The sequence below is a fragment of the Stenotrophomonas sp. 96582_Sma genome (genome assembly GCF_056480905.1).
Genome location: NZ_CM151122.1, coordinates 3,093,046 through 3,111,523 on the forward strand (window position 1 = coordinate 3,093,046; position 18,478 = coordinate 3,111,523).

The window sequence follows — 18,478 nt, forward strand, 5'->3', positions numbered from 1 at the left end:
GGACGCCTATATTGTATAGACATATAAGCACAGCCGCGTTGTGGATGCCATGCACGTCGATACCCTCTGGTCCAACGTTCACCTGATCACCCTCGATGGCGAGGGGCTGGGTGTCATCCGCGATGGCGTACTGGCCTGCGCCGACGGCCGCATCGTCCATGTCGGCGCGGCCGGCAGCGATGCCCACCTGCAGCCGACCACCCGCATCGACGGCGAAGGCCGCTGGATTTCGCCCGGCCTGATCGACTGCCACACCCACCTGGTCTACGCCGGCAACCGCGCCAACGAATTCGAGCAGCGCCTGCAGGGCGTCAGCTATGCCGACATCGCCCGTGCCGGCGGCGGCATCGTCTCCACCGTGCGCGCCACCCGCGCCGCCACACCGGAACAGCTGGCCAGCGAAAGCCGGCCGCGCCTGCTGGCAATGCGCGCCGAGGGCGTGACCACCCTCGAGATCAAGTCCGGCTACGGCCTGACCCTGCCCGACGAACGCAAGCAGCTGCAGGTGGCGCGTGCGCTGGGCGAGGAATGCAGGGTCAACGTGGTGACCACCTTCCTCGGCGCACATGCGATTCCGCCAGGCCGCGAAGCACAGGAATACACCGACGAGGTGTGCAACGTGATGATTCCGGCCATCGCCGCCGAAGGCTTGGCCGAAGCGGTGGATGTGTTCTGCGAGAACATCGCGTTCTCGCCGGCGCAGGCGCGGCAGGTCTTCGAAGCGGCGCGCGCCAACGGGCTGGCGGTGAAGATCCACGCCGAGCAGCTGAGCAACCAGCATGGCGCCGAACTGGCCGCCAGCTTCGGTGCCCTCTCGGCCGACCATATCGAACACCTGGACGATGCCGGCATTGCCGCGATGGCGGCGGCCGGCACCGTCGCCGTGCTGCTGCCCGGTGCCTTCTATTTCACCCGCGATACCACCCTGCCACCGATCGCGGCGCTGCGTGCGGCCGGCGTGCCGCTGGCGCTGGCCACCGACAGCAACCCGGGCACCTCGCCGCTGACCAGCCCACTGCTGGCGATGAACATGGGCGCCACCCTGTTCCGCCTGACCGTGGACGAGTGCATCGCCGGCTTCACCCGTGAAGCAGCGCGCGCTCTGGGCCATGGCGACCGCATCGGCCGCCTGGCCGTGGGCATGGACTGCGACCTGGCGATCTGGGACATCGACGCCCCCGCCGACCTGGTCTATCGCATTGGATTCAACCCGCTGCACGCGCGCGTGGTGCGCGGACAGCCCGACCTGCCTGCCTCCTGGAGCAACACATGAGCAACACCCTGGTTCTTCGCCCCGGCCATGTCACCCTCGCCCAGTGGCGGCAGGCCTATCGCGGTGCGCCGCTTGCACTGGACCCGGCCGCGCTGCCGGTGGTGCGTGCCAGTGCCGCGACCGTGGCCGCCATCGTCGCCAAGGGCGCGCCGGTCTATGGCATCAACACCGGCTTCGGCAAGCTGGCCAGCGTGCGCATCGAGCGCGAGGACCTGGCTACCCTGCAGCGGAACATCGTGCTCTCGCATGCGGCCGGTGTGGGCGAGCCGATGCCGGCGAATGTGGTGCGACTGATGATGGCGCTGAAGCTGGTCAGCCTGGCGCAGGGCGCTTCGGGCGTGCGCGAGGAAACCCTGCTGCTGCTGGAAGCAATGCTGGTCAAGGGCGTGCTGCCGGTGGTGCCCGCACAGGGCTCGGTGGGTGCCTCGGGTGACCTGGCGCCGCTCTCGCACCTGGCCAGCGTGATGCTGGGCGTCGGCGAAGCCTTCATCGGTGACGAACGCCTACCGGCGGTCGACGCACTGGCACGTGCCGGCCTGCAACCGATCGAGCTGGGCGCGAAGGAAGGCCTGGCGCTGCTCAACGGCACCCAGTTCTCCACCGCCTATGCGCTGGCCGGCCTGTTCGAGATCGAAACCGTGTTCCAGGCCGCGTTGGTCACCGGCGCGCTGTCGGTGGAAGCGGCCAAGGGCTCGGATACCCCGTTCGACCCGCGCATCCATGCCATCCGCGGCCAGCGCGGGCAGATCGCCACTGCCGCCACCCTGCGCACGTTGATGCAGGGCTCGGACATCCGCGAATCGCATCGTGACAACGACGTACGCGTGCAGGACCCGTACTGCCTGCGCTGCCAGCCGCAGGTGATGGGCGCGGCGCTGGACATCCTGCGCCAGGCCGCGACCACGCTGGAAATCGAAGCCAACGGCGTCTCCGACAATCCGCTGGTGTTCACCGATACCGGCGAAGCACTGTCCGGTGGCAACTTCCACGCCGAGCCGGTCGCATTCGCCGCCGACATGCTGGCCATGGCGGTGTGCGAGATCGGTTCGATCAGCGAGCGCCGCCTGGCGATGCTGGTCGACCCGGCCCTGTCCGGCCTGCCGGCGTTCCTGACCCCGCGTCCGGGCCTGAATTCCGGCTTCATGATTCCACAGGTGACCGCGGCTGCGCTGGTCTCGGAAAACAAGCAGCGTGCCTACCCGGCCAGTGTTGATTCGATCCCGACCTCGGCCAACCAGGAAGACCACGTGTCGATGGCCGCGCACGGCGCGCGGCGCCTGATGCAGATGGCCGAGAACGCCGCCAACGTGATCGGCATCGAACTGCTGGCCGCTGCGCAGGGCTGCGACTTCCATGCGCCGCTGCGCTCCAGCGCCGCGCTGGAAACCGTGCGCGCCACCCTGCGTGCGCAGGTGCCGACGCTGGAAGAAGACCGCTACTTCCACCCGGACATGGTGACCGCCACGAATCTTGTGCGCAGCGGTGCACTGGCGCAGGGCCTGGGAGAGCTGCTGCCGACCGTGGAACCGCAGGCATGAATGCCCATCCCGAATGGTTGACGGTGCACGAGGGCGACGCCCCGTTGATCGTCAGCTTCCCGCATACCGGCAGCGAACTGCCGCACGACCTGATCGGCGACTACCACTCGCCGTGGCTGGCCCGTCGCGATGCTGACTGGTGGGTGCACGAGCTGTACGACTTCGTGCGCGGCATGGGCGCCACCACGGTGCGCTCGGCGATCTCGCGCTCGGTGATCGACCTCAACCGCGATCCCAGCGGTGTGTCGCTGTACCCGGGTCAGAACACCACCGGCCTGTGTCCGCTGACCACCTTCGACAACCAGCCGCTGTACCACGCCGGGCGCGAACCGGATGACGCGGAAATCGCTCGTCGCCGCGACACGTATTTCCTTCCTTACCACGATGCGCTGGCCGCACAGATCACGCGCCTGCGTGCACGCCACGGCACCGTGGTGGTGTATGACGCGCACTCGATCCGCTCGCATATCCCGCACCTGTTCGAAGGCGAGCTGCCGCAGTTCAACCTCGGTACCGCCGGCCCGTCCGGCGCACCGGACACGTCCTGCGACAACGCCTTGAGCGATGTGGTGGAGAACCTGCTGAAGATCAGCGGCATGAGCCAGGTACGCAACGGCCGCTTCAAGGGCGGCTGGATCACCCGCCACTACAGCAACATCGCCGGTGGCGTGCACAGCCTGCAGATGGAACTTGCCTGCCGCGGCTACATGCACGAACCCCTGCCGGACCAGGTGGACGAACACAGCTGGCCCACCCCGCTCGACCCCGATCACGCCGCACCGCTGCGCCACACCTTGGCGCAGGTGCTCAACGCCTGCCTTGAATTCGCTACGAACCGGAGCGCCGCATGACCCGCAACGACCCGACCCGCACCATTGCCGCGCCGACAGGCACCACGCTCAACGCCAAGAGCTGGCTGACCGAAGCGCCGCTGCGCATGCTGATGAACAACCTGCACCCGGACGTGGCCGAGCGCCCGCAGGAACTGGTGGTGTACGGCGGCATCGGCCGCGCCGCGCGCGACTGGGAGAGCTTCGATGCCATCGTCGAGACGCTCAAGCGCCTGGACGACGACCAGACTCTGCTGGTGCAGTCGGGCAAGCCGGTGGGCGTGTTCCGCACCCATGCCGATGCGCCGCGCGTGCTGATCGCCAATTCCAACCTGGTGCCGCGCTGGGCCAACTGGGACCACTTCAACGAGCTGGATAAGAAGGGCCTGGCCATGTATGGCCAGATGACCGCCGGCAGCTGGATCTACATCGGTGCGCAGGGCATCGTGCAGGGCACCTACGAGACCTTCGTGGAGATGGGCCGCCAGCATTTCGGTGGCGACCTGACCGGCAAGTGGCTGTTCACCGGTGGCCTCGGTGGCATGGGTGGCGCGCAGCCGCTGGCTGCCGTGATGGCCGGCGCGTCCTGCCTGGCCGTCGAGTGCCGCAAGAGCAGCATCGACATGCGCCTGCGCACCGGCTACCTGGATACCTGGACCGACAACCTGGACGAAGCGCTGCGGCTGATCGATGAATCGTGCAAGGCCGGTACGCCGAAGTCGGTGGGCCTGCTCGGCAACGTGGCCGACGTGCTGGCCGAACTGCTCAAGCGCGGCGTGAAGCCGGACCTGCTGACCGACCAGACCTCCGCGCACGACCCGGTGAACGGCTACCTGCCACAGGGCTGGACCGTCGAACAGTGGGATGAGAAGCGTGTGAGTGCACCGAAGGACGTGGAGAAGGCCGCGCGCGCGTCGATGGCCAACCACATCCGCGCCATGCTCGGCTTCCACGCACTGGGCGTGCCGACCGTGGACTACGGCAACAACCTGCGGCAGATGGCGCTGGAGGAAGGCGTGGCCAATGCCTTCGACTTCCCCGGTTTCGTGCCGGCCTACATCCGCCCGCTGTTCTGCCGCGGCATCGGCCCGTTCCGCTGGGCCGCACTGAGCGGCGACCCGGAAGACATCGCCAAGACCGATGCCAAGGTGAAGGAACTGATTCCGGACAACCCGCACCTGCACCGCTGGCTGGACATGGCTGCCGAGAAGATCAAGTTCCAGGGCTTGCCGGCACGCATCTGCTGGGTCGGCCTGGGTGACCGCGATCGCCTCGGCTTGGCGTTCAACGAAATGGTCGCCAACGGTGAACTGAAGGCGCCGGTGGTGATCGGCCGTGACCACTTGGACAGCGGCAGCGTGGCGTCGCCGAACCGAGAAACCGAAGCGATGGCCGATGGTTCCGATGCGGTGTCCGACTGGCCGCTGCTGAACGCCCTGCTCAACACCGCCAGCGGCGCGACCTGGGTGTCGCTGCACCACGGCGGTGGCGTCGGCATGGGCTTCTCGCAGCACGCCGGCATGGTGATCGTCTGCGATGGCACCGAGGCCGCAGCCAAGCGGATTGGCCGCGTGCTGTGGAACGACCCGGCCACCGGCGTGATGCGCCATGCCGATGCGGGCTATGAGATCGCGATCGACTGCGCGAAGGAAAAGGGGCTGGATCTGCCGGGCATCCTGGGCTGATCGCAGGGGTGCCGGCCAGCGGCCGGCACTACCGGAAGCGTAGGGTAGTGCCGGCCGCTGGCCGGCTCTCCCTGATGCGGGAATCGGTGCCCTTGACCCGCTCTCCCGCCGTGACCAACATGCGCCATCACCGCTGACGGATCACCGCGATGTACCGCACCCTTGCTGCCGCATTGCTCTGTGCCCTGGCCATCGCCCTGCCCGCCTCGGCGCGTGACGTCCCTACCGGCCTCTCTTCCCGGCTCGACGCCCAACTGCAGAGCAACCGCGAGCGCTACGGCATCGCCGGCCAGGCGGTACTGGTCGCACACAATGGCCAAGTGCTCTACCAGGGCGCCAGCGGCGAGCGCGACCCGGCCACGCATGCACCGGCCACCGTCGATACCATCTTCGCCGCGCAGTCGATGGCCAAGCTGCTGACCAGCACGCTGGTGATGCAACTGGTGGATCAGGGCAAGGTGGATCTGGATGCGCCGGCCAGTCGCTATGTGCCGGACCTGCCATCAGCATGGCAGACCATTCACGTGCGCGATTTTCTCAACCACAGCTCGGGTATCGGCGAGTATTACGACCGGGTGGACAACCGCTGGGTGAGCAAGGGCTACACCGGAGTGGCGCCGGACCTTGCAGCAGCGCTGAAGGTGGCCGGCGCGACACCGATGCAGTTCGTCACCGGCAGCCGCGTGCAGTACACCCAGGCCAACTACCTGGTGCTGACCGCCTTGCTGGAAGCGCATTACGGCAAGCCCTACCCGGCCATCGCGCGCGAACGCATCCTGCAACCGCTGAATATGACCAGCACCTCATGGGGCGTCACCAGCGTGCCAGCCACGCGCGCGGCGGTGCCTTACATCGGCAAGGACGGCCAACTGCAGCCGGCCAATGAAGACCCCTGGCCGAACTACGGTTGGGGCCACGCCGACCTGCAGACCACCGTGGGCGACATGAACCGATTCCTGCAGGCGCTGGCGACCGGCAAGCTGCTGCGCACGTCCACGCTGGAAACGCTCTGGCAGCCGCAGAAGCTGAGCGGCGGCGGCAGCAATTTCTTCTCCACCGGTTGGGACACCACTCGCAGCGACGGCTACACCCAGGTCGGCCACGATGGCGGCACCCGTGTACGTGCGCGGCTGGCCTACAAGGGCACGCTGGCCAACGGCTACTGGGTGTTCGTGTACCTGACCAACGGCAGCGCCCGCAATGTCTGGTCGAGCACGCTGGTCGAGAGCACGATGGCGGTGGCCGCACCCGAGGAGTTTCCGCATGCGGCGTTGTCCGAGCGACTGATCGCGTATGCGCTGGATGACAGCGCTGGCGCGGCCGAAGCTGTGCATCGCTGGCTGCGCGACAGCAACAAGGTTGCTGCCAGTGAACTGGAACGCGCGATCAATGCCGATGGTTACGCGATCCGCGAGAGCCTCGGGGCACGCAAGGCAGTAAAGGTATTTGCTCTCAACACCGAGCTGTATCCGGATTCGGCAAATGCGTGGGACAGCCTGGCGGAATGCCTTGCGGCGCTGGGTGAGAAGGAAGCGGCCGATCGGCTGTATGCAAAGGCCAAGGCGCTGGCGAAGCCGGCTCTGTAGAGTCGAGCCGTGCTCGACTCCGGGACACAGAGGCAGTCGAGCAAGGCTCGACTCTACAGAAAGCGAAAGACAGTCGAGCAAGCTCGACTCTACAAGGAGCGCGGGCGGCCATACGCCGCCGATGGGTGACGTGACGCCGTCGACCTGTTAACTTGCGCGCCACTTTCGTGGTTTACAGCATTCCCGCATGTCGCTCTCGTCGTACCGCCCCACCCGATCACTGCTGTCCCTGGCCGTTTCCCTCGGCCTCGCCTCCACCGCCGCAGCCGCCCCGCAGGCCACCACCCTCGATGCGGTGCAGGTCACCGCCGCCGATGCCAGCGCCCAGGCGCGCGAGGCGCTGAAGCGCGTACCCGGCGCCAGCAACGTCATCGACGTGGCCAAGGCCGACAGCCGACTGTCCAGCAGTGCCGATGTGCTGGCCTACCAGCCGGGCATCAGCGCACAGTCGCCGGGCAACGAGGGCACCAAGATCTCGATCCGTGGCTCGGGCATCAACCGTGGCCCGGGCGCGCATGCCTCGGGTATTGCGGTGTCGATCGACGGTCTGCCACTGACCGGCCCGGGCGGCACACCCTACGAGCTGCTGGAACCGCTGTGGCTGTCGCGCGTGGAAGTCCTGCGCGGCGCCAACGGCTTCGAGCGCGGCGCGCTGGCGCTGGGCGGTGCCATCGACTACGTCAGCCGCAGCGGTCGTGATTCGGCGGGCGTACAGCTGCACTACGAAGCCGGTAGCCGTGGCTACCAGAAGCGCGGCATCAGCTGGGGCGGCGTCAATGGTGATGTCGATTACTTCCTGGCCTACACCGATACCGAGTTCGACGGTTATCAGCGCCATGCGCGCGGCGATGGCAAAGGCGCGATGGCCAACATCGGCTGGCAGATCACGCCCGACCTGCAGACGCGCTTCTTCGTGCGCTACCGCGAAACCAATCATGAAACACCCGGGCGCCTGACCCGCGATCAGATCCGCAACGACCCACGTGCCGCGAATGCGGCCAACCTGGCCATCGACGCGCGCCGCCCGCAGCCGGGCAGCACGTGGGTGGGCAACGTCACCACGCTGCAGATTGATGAGGACTCCTCGCTGCAGGCCGGGCTGGTCTACCACAAGTATCCGATGGACTTGAACGAGAGCCTGTACCGCCAGCAGCTGGACTACGCCAACCTCAATGCCACGCTGGACTATCGCCGCCGCCACCGGCTGTTCGGCCTGGACAGCGAAACCACGGTCGGCCTGCGCGTCACCCACGATCTGGACGCCGATGTGCGCGAGTCGCTGCGTTTTGCCAGCAACGGCTATGCCGCCGGCACGCGCACACGTGACTTCCGCCACCACGGCACCGACAGCACCCTGCACGTCAGCAACACCCTCTCCTTCAATGACCGCCTGCGCATGCAGACCGGGCTGGCGCTGATCAACACCCGTCGCGATGTGCAGGTAACCTGGCCGAGCAGCGGCGGCCGCCTGCGCGACCACGACTGGGACTACGCGCCGCGTCTGGGCTTCACCTGGCAGCACAGCGCGCAGACCCAGTGGTTCGGCAACCTCAGCCACTCGGTGGAAGCACCGCATCCGTGGTCGATGATCTGGAGTTCCAACCAGTACTTCGGGCCGGGCAATGGCCCGTCCACCGGCCGCCAGCGCGCGCCGGTACCGATGCAGAACCAGACCGCCACCACGCTGGAACTGGGCGCGCGCGGTGACGCGGCGCTGGGCCGCTGGGAACTGACCGGTTACTACGCACACGTGAACCACGAACTGCTGAGCGTCGAGCTGCAACCGGTGCCGAACCTGTTCATCGCCGAGAACAACGCCAGCCCCACCGTTCACCGCGGCATCGAAGCCGGGTTGGACAGCACCCTGTGGCAGGCTGCACCGGGCCGCCTGTCGCTGCGCCAGGCGTACACCTTCAGCGATTTCCGCTATCGCCACGACGCGCGTTTCGGCAGCAACCGCCTGCCCGGCCTGCCACTGCACAGCTACCAGGCCGAGCTGCGCTTCGATCACGCGTCCGGCCTGTACGCTGCGCTCAATTCCGAATACGCCTCGCGCATCGCCGTGGACTACGCCAACAGCTACTGGGCCGACAGCCATGTGATCTTCGGCAGCCGCATCGGCTACGACGCACCCGGTGGCCGCTGGCAGGCCTGGGCGGAGATGCGCAACATCGGCAACCGCCACTATGCCGCCACGGTTACGCCGGGCTACGACGACGCCGGCAAGGATGTCGCGCGCTCAACACCGGGCGAAGGCCGTGGGGTCTATGCAGGCGTGCGCTTGCGCTTTGATTGATTGCCTCAGGCGGCGCCGGGCGTGATCCGGCGCCGCCGTTACAGGGTCAGCCGATACGCCACGCTGGCAGGCGCTCGCTGCGCTTCCAGATGGAAGGCGCCAAGCCGATCAGCACCATCGCCGCCAGCCACTTCGGTGAGGTAGTGAGCAGTGTCGAGGTGAGCGAGCCATCGACGGGGGCGGCCATTTCCTGCCACGGGTTGTAGCCCAGGTAGACGACGCTGCCAGCCCACCACAGCAACGCCACACCGACACCCACCAGCAACAGGGCCAGCGTGCGGCAGGTCCATCGTTGCGAGGTGGTGCCCCATTCGCGGGATACCGCCACCAGCAGGCCCACCACCAGCAGCGAAATCAGGGCCACCAGGCCGATATCGACCTTGGGCCCAATGCGCTCATAAGCGCAGGCGCGGCATTGCGCCTCTTCCGTAGCGGTGGTGGCGGCTTCGGCGCCATCGGCCTGCCCGGCTGCAGGCTGTGCCAGTGCTGCAAACGGCAACAACACCGCCAGCAGCACCATCATGGTCCAACGAAACAACGTCCTGTTGCGGTGTGCAGCGACATCCATGCGCTCTTCCTCGTCAGTGGTGGTTGACAGCCGGCCACATACCTTGGCCTTGGCGCGGATCATAGCGCAGGGTAGGCCAGGAACGAAAAACTGGGCTCGGCCATCCACATGCGCCGCTACAGCTCGTGGAGCATGGGGGCTCAAGAGCCTGATGCAGCATGCGGACATCCTTGCCGGGCACGCGTAGGTGGTGATGGGCGGATTCTACCGCGGGCAGGTCCGCTGTCCAGACGGCGGACCTATGCCATCGATCCTCAGCTGCGGTCGATGATCCGCACGATGCGACCGTCCTCAAAAGCGAACTCGCTGCGTCCCTGCAGGGCCAGTTCCGTGCCCGCACTGGGACCATCGGGAATGTCCTGCGCGAACACGCCACGCCAGCCGATGCTGGCCAGCGCCATGCCATCCTCGAAGGTCAACTCGAGCAACCGCTGCTCGCGCTCGCGGAACAACGGCGCCGATTGCCGTGCCAGTTCGCCGAAGGCATCGATGCCTTCGGTGACCATCGTCGGCTGGCTGCCGCTGTGGTTCTCGAATCGCACGTTATGCGCCAGCACCGCCAGCATGGCGTCGATGTCGAAGCGGTTGTAGGCCTGCAGGTAGTGCTCAATCAGGTGGCGGCAGTGCGATTCGTCCATGGCGGCGTCCAGTCAGGGCCTGCACCGAGTCTCCCGCGACCGTGCCGCCGGATCAAGGCCGCGCGGCGGCCTTCAGCAACTGCGCGGCCACCTGGTCGAACGGGGCGATGTCCTGCAGTGCGCGGCACATCGCCACCGCACCTTCCACGCTGGCGATCACCAGACTGGCCAGCCCACCCGCGGCGGCCGGATCGTGTCCGTCGGCGACGAACGCTGCGGCCAGATGGCCCTGCCAGCGCGCGAATACCTCTGCAGCTGCCGCGCGCGGCTGGCTGTGCACCGCGTCAACCGGCTCCTCCACCGCAGCGGCCAACACCGGGCAGCCGGCGCGGAAATCGGTGCGCAGCAGGCGCTCGCGCCACATCGTCAGGAACTGCTGCAGGCCCTGCACCGCCCCGCCTTTCAGCAGCTCCACCAGCAACGCTTCGACCTTGTCGCCGGCCATATGGGTGGCACGCGCCAACAGCTCCTGCTTGCCGCCGGGAAAGTGGTGATAGGTGGAGCCCAGCGGCGCCTCGGCAAGCTTGGTGACCTCACGGATGCTGGTGGCATTGAGGCCCACACGCGCCAGCATCTGTGCCGCAGCATCAATCACGCGTTGTGGCGCATCAGACGTACGCGGGCTCACGGCAGGCTCCTTGCCAGGACAGTCGTCATAGATTAGCGTACCGGCGATTATATAACAGTCGTCATAACCATGAATCTCTGGTTCCGCCTGCTCCATCTGCTGCTGTGCAGCCTGTTCCGGCCCAAGCTGGAGGCCCCATTCGGGGTCTCGCGGCTGCAGTTCCGGGTACTGCCCAATGACCTGGACAGCAACCTGCACATGACCAACGGCCGCTACTGGAACATCTTCGACCTGGGCCGGCTGGACCTGATCCTGCGCATGGGCCTGGGACGGGTGGCGCTGCGCGAGAAGTGGGCACCGATCGTCGGCGCCGGCACCATCCAGTTCCGCCGCGAGCTGAAGCCGTTCCAGCGCTTCACCCTGGAAACGCGGCTGGTCGGCTGGGTCGGCTCGCGCGGGATCATGGAGCAACGCGTACTGATCGGGCCCGAGCAGAAGATCGCCACCCGTGCGCTGCTGGTCACCGGCATCTACGACCGTCGCGCACGTCAGTTCCTGGGCATGCCGAAGATGATGGAAGCGATCGGCGTGGTCGCCCCGCCGTCGCCGCCGCTCAGTGCAGCCGCCGAGGCGCTGCTGGCTGCCGATGCGGCGTTGAAGCAGGACGACGCCTGAGCGGGCTGGATGTGCGCGCCATGCAGGTGCTGCCGCCTCAGCCCGGCAGCCGCAAAACTCCGACCACACCACAGGCGACGCCTGCCAGCAGGATCGAGTAGATCAACCACACCGGCCCACCCTGCGAATAGCCGAAGATCACCCATGCCTCACGGATCGGACGGCGGGTCATCCAGGGAATCAGCAGCAGCGCCAACAGCGGCAGACCGCAACTCATGCCGGTAGCCAGCAGCAATGGAAGTGAATCCGTACTGGCGTAGTGACCCAACGGCCAGATCAACAGGCCGCTGATCAACCCGAGCAGGAAAAGCGCGTTTGCACTCCAGATGGAAGCGCGATGGCGGCGTCGCAGGTAGACCAGACTATGGCCGCGGTAGTGACTGGGAAGTCGACCGGCAGCTCGCCGTGCAATCATCGTGGCGATACTGCCGCCGACCAATCCACTCCATATACCCGTATCCAGATCCATCTGCTCCCCCGAGCATGTGTATCTGGAGCATCATGACATGACCTCCGGCGCGTCAACGCAACAGTGGACTACACCTTCGGCATGTTCTTGGTCACGCAATGTATGCCGCCACCGCCACCGGCGATGGCATCGATATCCACCTGCTCGATCACGCGGCCGGGATACATGTCTTCCAGTAGTTCGCGGCAGAATCCATCGGCTTCGTCGTCACCGAACTGCGGCGCGACCACCGCGCCGTTGATCGGCAGGTAGTTGATGTAGCCCATCGCAAGATCATCGTTGTCGCGGGTATGCACGTTATCGCGCCCGTCCAGCGGCGGCGGCAGCGTATGCACCTGCAGGCGCCGGCCATCGGCATCGGTGGCCCCGCGCAGGATCCGCAGATGCTCGCGGGTCAGGTCGTAATCGTAGGACTCCGGATCGTTGTCCAGATTGGCGATCACCACGCCCGGGCGTACGAAGCGCGCATAGAAGTCCACGTGCGCATCGGTGATGTCCTTGCCGGCGATGCCGGGCAGCCAGATCACCTTGCGCAGGCCCAGGTGAAGCTTCAGCTCGGCCTCGATATCCGCGCGCGACCAGTCCGGATTGCGGTTGCGGTTGACCCAGCAGCTTTCGGTGAGGATGGCCGTGCCATGGCCATCGACTTCGATGCCACCGCCCTCGCCCACCAGATCGCTTTCCAGCAGCGTCGCACCGGTCACCTGCGCCAGCCACGGCGCCAGCGCGCCATCGTTGCGCGCGCTCTGCTTGCCACCCCAGCCGTTGAAGTTGAAGTCGACCAGGCCCAGGCCGCCCTTGTCATTGGTGACGAAGCAACCACCGTAATCGCGCACCCAGATGTCATCCAAGGGCACGTCCAGGAACTCGATGTTGTCACGGCCACAGCGATCCTGCGCCTGCTTCAACTGCGCCGGACGGCACAGCACGCTGATCGGCTGGTGGCGCGCGATGGTACGGGCCAACCGCGCCACGGCGGTGTTCACCGCATCGGCTTGCGCGCCCCACACCCGCGGCTGCGCGGCGAAGGCAAGGAACACGCGTTCCTGTGGGCCGTGCTCGTCCGGCATGCGCCAAGTCCCCGCACCTGGCCCTGCTGCAGCCACGCGACCCGGCAGCCCGGCCAGGCCCAGAGCAGCCAGGCCGCCAAGGCCGGCGGCGCCCGCCAGCTGGGTGAGGAAGTGACGACGGTTGCTCATGACAGGCTCCATGGCCGGTGTGGGATGGGCGCTATGCTGCGCTTGCCGACACATAAGAACAAACGATAGATTTAGTCATCAATTGAACAGTTTTACTTATCTGAAATGCTCAAGCACTGGCCACCACTGAACGCGCTACGGGGTTTCGAGGCTGCGGCCCGGCTGGGCAGTTTCCACCGTGCGGCGGAGGAACTGCACCTGACCCAGTCGGCCATCAGCCAGCAGATCCGGGGCCTGGAAGCGTCGCTGCAGCAGCCGTTGTTCTTCCGGCAGGGCCGCAGCGTCACCCTCACCGATGCCGGCATCGACCTGCTGGAAACAACGCAGGCGCTGCTGCGGCAGCTGGCCAGCGGCATCCGCCGGCTCGATCAGTACCGCAAGCCCAATCAACTGATCGTCAACGCCAGCCCGGCCTTTGCTCGGCATTGGCTGGTGCCACGCCTGGCCAGCTTTCACCGGCTGCATCCCGACGCCGATCTGTGGCTGCTGACCAGCGAGGAAGCGCCGGACATGACCACGCAGACGCTGGACGTAGCGGTACGTGATGACCTCGACTCACAGGCGCAGTGCCAGCATCGCGTGCTGCTGCAGGATCGTCTCTATCCGGCCTGCCATCCCAAGCTGCTGGCGACGCCCGTGCACGAACGTCTCACCCTGCATGGCGAGCGTGAGATGGACTGGAGCCAATGGCAGGTACAGGGTGGCGCCGATGTCGGCCAGCGCCGCGAGGGAATGAATTTCTCCGAGCCTGGGCAACTATTGGATGCCGCGTGCCAAGGGCTGGGTATCGCCTTGGTCAGCGAGCTGCTGGCAGCCCGAGCCTGCGAACAAGGCCTGCTGCAACCATTGGATGATGCACGCGTGCGCGGCCCACGCTGGAGTTGGCTGGTACATGAGGAGAGTGCAGCCGATCCGCTGGTGATCAGTTTCTGCGAGTGGTTGTTGGCAAGCCTGCCCGGCGGAGCTACTTCTGCTGCAGCGCGCGCATGACCGCCGCCTCGGCCAACGGCGCCATCACCGCATAGCCCTTCGCCGTAGGATGCACGCCGTCCTCCGCCAACTGCGGGTCCAGTCCGCCGATTGCATTGGCCATCGGCGTGTAGTAGTCCAGATAGACCAGCTGCTGTGCATCGGCATAGCGCTTCAATGCCGTGTTCAATGCACGCACCTTGGGCGCAGGTGCTGTGCCCGGCAGCCACGGGTAATCGCTGACCGGCAGCACTGATGCCAGTACTACGGCGATGCCATGTGCACGGGCAAGGTCCACCATCGCGTGCAGGTTGTCTTCGATCATCGCCTGCGTGGATGGGCCAGTGTTGCCTGCAATGTCGTTGGTGCCGGCCAGGATCACCACCACCTGTGGCTTCAGTGCCAGTACGTCCTGCGGGAAACGCACCAGCATCTGCGCCGTGGTCTGGCCGCTGATGCCGCGGTTGAGCCAGCCCTTGCCGGGGAAGAAACCGGCACTGCCTTCCCTGCCCCAGCCCTTGGTGATGGAGTCACCGAAGAACACCACGCGCGGCTGGCCGGGCACCGCATCAGGTAGGCGCGCATTGGCATCACGATAGCGTTGCAGCTCCGGCCAATCGGCCAGGCGCTGCTGCATGAAGCGCACTTCGTCGGGGCGTAGCCGGTCGATGGGCGTCTGCAGTAGCGGGTTGACGGCGACGGCCTCAGCGGCGTCCAGCGGAGAAGCCAACGCGAGGCCCAACGTCACGACAGTGGCAGTGGCAAGCTCAACAGGTCCACGCATGCGGGTACTCCAGAAATCATCTTCAGCAGTCTAACGCCCCACCCTGTGCTCAGCGTGCAGCCGTACGCGCCGCCACACCCGTGACTTTCGCCGGCATCCACATACCCGGCGTCCAGCCGCTGGCGGCCAGGATCGCCTTCGGGTTGTCCTGCTGGATCAGCGCACGCACCGCGTCACGCTTGTTCTTGGCCTGCAGGTAATAGGCCTTGGCGATGCGGTATCCCACCCAGTACCCGAGGTCATAGGGCTCCTGCGAACCGGGCTTGTAGTTGTACAGCCACGGCGACAGATCGGTGCTGTCCAGATCCAGCGCGAATGCGCTTTCGATATGCACTTCCCGACCACGGGTCCAGGCCGCATGGCGCCCGTTGCCGACGTTGCCGGAAATCAGTTCGGCGATGAACTCAGCAATGCCCTCGCCCAACGAAACACGCAGCACGGTCGCATGCGGGTCGCCCGGCTCGAAGTCGGTCAGGCCGGTCTGCTGGATGTGCACGTACTCGTGCGCGATCACATGCACGAAGCGGTCCTGCACATTGGGATTCATGAAATCGGCTGCGCACAGCGCTTCCAGGCCGATGATCACGCCGCTTTTCGAGGTCAACCCTACCGGACGACCACGGCCGACGGCGATGGTCACCGGCGGAAACGCAGCCTGCGGATAGATGGCCTGCAGGTTGGAAAACACCTGCGTCAGACGTTGTTTCACCGCCGGCAGTTCGGCCAGGCAGCTTCGCCCCTGCACATACAGCTCCGGCTGGCTGGCGACGGACTCGGCAATGCGCTCGGGGGTGACCCGGCGCGCCTTGGCCAGCTCGGCCAGGCCCGCCGAACCCTCGGCCATGTAGCCACGCAACTGCGCAACGCTGGGTTTGCCACCTGCGTTGTCGTACAGCGCGTAGAAACGGCTGACATCGTCAGTGACAATCTGCGGCCCGGCCGGTGCCGCCGCCGTGGCCATGCCAACCACCCCGGCACAGGCCAGGGCCAACAGGCCGCGCAGGATCATGGACATCGCTCCGTCCTTGGTGGAGTGCATGCGAAGCGCGCAATCTATCACTCCGGCCCGGCCGCCGCAGCAAGCAGATGCGGGCACCCCGGCGCTGTGCCAGACTCGCGTTGGCACCTGCCACGGAAGATAGAGCACCCCGCGATGATGATCGTTCCCGCCTACTGGGCCGAAGCCCGCCTGCAGGCCCGTTTCCGTGGCCGGCCGGTGGTGGTGCGCCGCTTCGGCTGGTCCGACGAAGGCCCTGCCGAGGCGCAGGTGCACGCCGACCGCCGCGCCAATGAAGCCCTCAATGCCATCCTCGCCGGACAGGTGCTGCCGCGTCGCGAAGTGCGCAGCAACTACGGCGTGGAAGGCGTGCCGATCCGCGAGCAGATCGTGCTGCGCGACGGCGACGTCATCATCACCCGCAACAGCTATGGCGCACTGTGCCTCAACAGCCCGGACGTACTGTTCGCCGACATCGACCATGCGCAGCCGCCAGCCGGCTGCGTGATGCCAGCCATCGTTGCGGCGGTCGTGCTGCTTGCCGGCGCCGTCACCGGCACGCTGCTGTGGCATTGGCTGGTGGGACTGGTGCTGGGCGTGGCGGCGGTGGTTCTGGTCAATGCCGCATTGCTGATGCGCCGCAGGCAGCGGCTGGCCGCCGCCGGGGGCGCCGAGGGGTTGGCGCTGCGACGCGTGGAAGCCTTCAGCGAACAACACCCCCACTGGCATCTGCGCGCCTACCGGACGCCTGCGGGACTGCGCGTACTGGCGATGCATGCCACGTTCTCCCCGGAGGACGAGCAGCTGCAGGCATTCTTCAAGGCACTGGGCACCGATACCCTGTACGCGCGCATGTGCCGGCTGCAGCATTGCTTCCGTGCGCGACTGACACCGAAGCCGTGGCGCGTCGGCCTGAAGTACCGCATCCGCCCACCAGTGGCCGCGTGGTCATCCGAACAGGCCAACAATCCGGATCGATTGGCCTGGATTGCCGAGTACGAAAAGAAGAGCGCCGGCTTCGCAGCCTGCGCTTATCTACGCAGTTTCGGCGATACCACCCGGGTGCATGCCAAGGCCGAGCACGTGCGCGACCTGCATGACGGGTTATCCCACGCGCAGGACCGCCTACCGCTGGCGTGAGGGCGGGTGCTCAGTCAGCGCTCTGCACGAACGGCTGCCCTGCCAGGGTAGTACCCAGCCGCACCGCGATCTGTTGACCGTCCTTTTCGAAGGTCGTCGCACACTGCTTTCCGTCCTTATGGCATCCGACTTCCGGAAAGCCCTCCAGCGACTCCGGCGCGCCCTGCGCAGGTTTCGCCTGCCAGCCTGCGGCATCCAGCAGGCGCTTGGCCTTGGCGTAAGGCATGCCGGCGATGATGCCCAATTGCGTCAGCTCAGCGGGAAACGACTGAGCATATGCCGTTGAAACCTGGGCCAACGACAACGTTGCAGCAAGGAGAATGGCTTTCATTGCACCGACCTGGAACGAGCGATCAGGTTCAGCCTAGACCATTTGCGTGGCATGCGAATGTGCCGGTAACACGTCGTTACCGAGTCTCCACAGTTGATTGCAGAGCATCCATGGATGATCAATCTGCCGTTTCCTAGCGCAGGGTTCCACAACGCAGCGCCTCCAAGGCAAGGTCGCCGCGTAATCTGTTCTGAAACCAAGCGATCTTGAAGCGTTCGCGTGTGGGTTCTCCCCCAGGTAGGAGCCCCATCAATGCATCGCTCAACGCCGGACGCCACTCTTCCTGAGCACCTTCCAGAACCTGCTGATCGAAGTCCGCCGACGACAGGCGCTTCCAAGGCAGCATCATCGTGTGCTGGGAGGTGGACACCAAGACGGTATCCGGGTGGCCCAGCCGGGATACGACCACGGTCATGATGGGATAGTCATCGGTCCGGAGACTGTTGAAGTGTTCTGCAACGCGCTCCTGCAAACCCTGCCCGGCCAGAGCTTGCCGTGCCCAGGCCTGCTGCTGGGCAAACGAACATCTGGCCGGCGGCATGCTGCGCAGCTCCGGATCCAGCTTGAGTATCGCGGGCCGGTCCAGCTGCGAAGTGATCAGATCCACCGTGGCGTCCCTGGTCAACGGTGCTGCCCGCAGCGCGGCCTCGAACGCTGACAGCGCGCCGAACGGCAGAAGCTCCGGCAAACGCGGCTGGACGTCGGGCGCATCAACCACCTGTACACGGGTGGTCAAGCCATAGGCATCGCGCCGGATGACCCAGCGCTCAGATACAGAACCCCAACCAGACCAGTCGTACGTCACGTGCACGCTCATCCGGGGCTGCACCGCCATTGCCACGGGAGAAACCAACAACGTGGCCAGTACCAACATCCATGCCTTCATGAGACTTTCCTATCTCTGTCGAACAGCAGCCGAGCATGGCGCGGCT

General features: G+C 66.2%; 18 protein-coding genes. 9 read left to right on the forward strand and 9 right to left on the reverse strand.

What is annotated here, in order from left to right:
- Positions 1-49 precede the first annotated feature (49 nt).
- The 6 genes from hutI (at position 50) to ACZK2R_RS14500 (ending at position 9,208) form a co-directional block, all read left to right on the forward strand.
- Positions 50-1,273, forward strand: coding sequence for an imidazolonepropionase (gene hutI, locus ACZK2R_RS14475; protein WP_125892038.1), 1,224 nt, complete (start codon positions 50-52; stop codon positions 1,271-1,273).
- Entirely contained in the window at positions 1,270-2,811 is a 1,542-nt protein-coding gene (gene hutH, locus ACZK2R_RS14480) for a histidine ammonia-lyase (protein WP_125892040.1), read from the forward strand. Before hutI ends, hutH begins: the two co-directional genes overlap by 4 nt.
- A complete protein-coding gene (gene hutG / locus ACZK2R_RS14485) occupies positions 2,808-3,662 on the forward strand; it encodes an N-formylglutamate deformylase (protein ID WP_125892042.1) in 855 nt (284 codons plus the stop codon). Before hutH ends, hutG begins: the two co-directional genes overlap by 4 nt.
- The gene (hutU, locus tag ACZK2R_RS14490; protein WP_180837941.1) at positions 3,659-5,326 is read left to right on the forward strand and encodes a urocanate hydratase; all 1,668 of its coding nucleotides are present in this window, start codon (positions 3,659-3,661) and stop codon (positions 5,324-5,326) included. The genes hutG and hutU overlap by 4 nt, the downstream gene beginning before the upstream one ends.
- A 149-nt stretch (positions 5,327-5,475) precedes the next feature.
- Complete coding sequence (locus ACZK2R_RS14495; protein WP_180837541.1) at positions 5,476-6,912, forward strand: serine hydrolase domain-containing protein; 1,437 nt, start codon at positions 5,476-5,478, stop codon at positions 6,910-6,912.
- Between the two features lie 187 nt (positions 6,913-7,099).
- Positions 7,100-9,208: a TonB-dependent receptor family protein gene (locus tag ACZK2R_RS14500; RefSeq protein WP_180837540.1), complete on the forward strand. Its 2,109-nt coding sequence runs from the start codon at positions 7,100-7,102 to the stop codon at positions 9,206-9,208.
- Positions 9,209-9,254: 46 nt separating this feature from the next.
- Here the strand turns inward: ACZK2R_RS14500 and ACZK2R_RS14505 are convergent, their stop codons facing one another.
- The 3 genes from ACZK2R_RS14505 to ACZK2R_RS14515 form a co-directional block, all read right to left on the reverse strand.
- On the reverse strand, positions 9,255-9,776 hold the full coding sequence (locus ACZK2R_RS14505; RefSeq protein WP_180837539.1) for a hypothetical protein: 522 nt from the start codon (positions 9,774-9,776) through the stop codon (positions 9,255-9,257).
- A gap of 254 nt (positions 9,777-10,030) precedes the next feature.
- On the reverse strand, positions 10,031-10,414 hold the full coding sequence (locus ACZK2R_RS14510) for a nuclear transport factor 2 family protein (RefSeq protein ID WP_180837538.1): 384 nt from the start codon (positions 10,412-10,414) through the stop codon (positions 10,031-10,033).
- 52 nt (positions 10,415-10,466) lie between these two features.
- Positions 10,467-11,042: a TetR/AcrR family transcriptional regulator gene (locus ACZK2R_RS14515; protein ID WP_125892050.1), complete on the reverse strand. Its 576-nt coding sequence runs from the start codon at positions 11,040-11,042 to the stop codon at positions 10,467-10,469.
- Between the two features lie 69 nt (positions 11,043-11,111).
- On the opposite strand from ACZK2R_RS14515, the gene ACZK2R_RS14520 reads away from it, so the two are divergent.
- The gene (locus ACZK2R_RS14520; RefSeq protein ID WP_049397600.1) at positions 11,112-11,657 is read left to right on the forward strand and encodes a thioesterase family protein; all 546 of its coding nucleotides are present in this window, start codon (positions 11,112-11,114) and stop codon (positions 11,655-11,657) included.
- 37 nt (positions 11,658-11,694) lie between these two features.
- Here ACZK2R_RS14520 and ACZK2R_RS14525 read toward each other — a convergent pair whose 3' ends face one another.
- Positions 11,695-12,072: a hypothetical protein gene (locus ACZK2R_RS14525; RefSeq protein ID WP_478487390.1), complete on the reverse strand. Its 378-nt coding sequence runs from the start codon at positions 12,070-12,072 to the stop codon at positions 11,695-11,697.
- Between the two features lie 122 nt (positions 12,073-12,194).
- Entirely contained in the window at positions 12,195-13,325 is a 1,131-nt protein-coding gene (locus tag ACZK2R_RS14530; RefSeq protein WP_180837536.1) for an agmatine deiminase family protein, read from the reverse strand.
- A gap of 105 nt (positions 13,326-13,430) precedes the next feature.
- Between ACZK2R_RS14530 and ACZK2R_RS14535 the strand changes: the two genes are divergently transcribed.
- Positions 13,431-14,315 carry a LysR family transcriptional regulator gene (locus tag ACZK2R_RS14535; protein WP_180837535.1) on the forward strand — a complete coding sequence of 295 codons (885 nt, stop codon included), beginning with the start codon at positions 13,431-13,433 and terminating at the stop codon, positions 14,313-14,315.
- Here ACZK2R_RS14535 and ACZK2R_RS14540 read toward each other — a convergent pair.
- Entirely contained in the window at positions 14,290-15,078 is a 789-nt protein-coding gene (locus tag ACZK2R_RS14540) for an SGNH/GDSL hydrolase family protein (protein WP_125892055.1), read from the reverse strand. The genes ACZK2R_RS14535 and ACZK2R_RS14540 overlap by 26 nt on opposite strands.
- A 49-nt stretch (positions 15,079-15,127) precedes the next feature.
- On the reverse strand, positions 15,128-16,093 hold the full coding sequence (locus ACZK2R_RS14545) for a DUF2268 domain-containing putative Zn-dependent protease (RefSeq protein WP_180837534.1): 966 nt from the start codon (positions 16,091-16,093) through the stop codon (positions 15,128-15,130).
- Between the two features lie 138 nt (positions 16,094-16,231).
- Here ACZK2R_RS14545 and ACZK2R_RS14550 point away from each other — a divergent pair, with 138 nt between their 5' ends.
- Positions 16,232-17,215 (forward strand): hypothetical protein, encoded by a 984-nt coding sequence (locus ACZK2R_RS14550; RefSeq protein WP_180837533.1) that lies wholly within the window; start codon positions 16,232-16,234, stop codon positions 17,213-17,215.
- Between the two features lie 10 nt (positions 17,216-17,225).
- On the opposite strand, the gene ACZK2R_RS14555 is transcribed toward ACZK2R_RS14550, so the two are convergent.
- Both ACZK2R_RS14555 and ACZK2R_RS14560 read right to left on the reverse strand, forming a co-directional pair.
- Positions 17,226-17,546, reverse strand: a complete 321-nt coding sequence (locus tag ACZK2R_RS14555) for a hypothetical protein (RefSeq protein ID WP_125892059.1) — start codon at positions 17,544-17,546, stop codon at positions 17,226-17,228.
- 133 nt (positions 17,547-17,679) lie between these two features.
- A complete protein-coding gene (locus ACZK2R_RS14560) occupies positions 17,680-18,432 on the reverse strand; it encodes a hypothetical protein (RefSeq protein ID WP_125892061.1) in 753 nt (250 codons plus the stop codon).
- Positions 18,433-18,478: the final 46 nt, after the last annotated feature.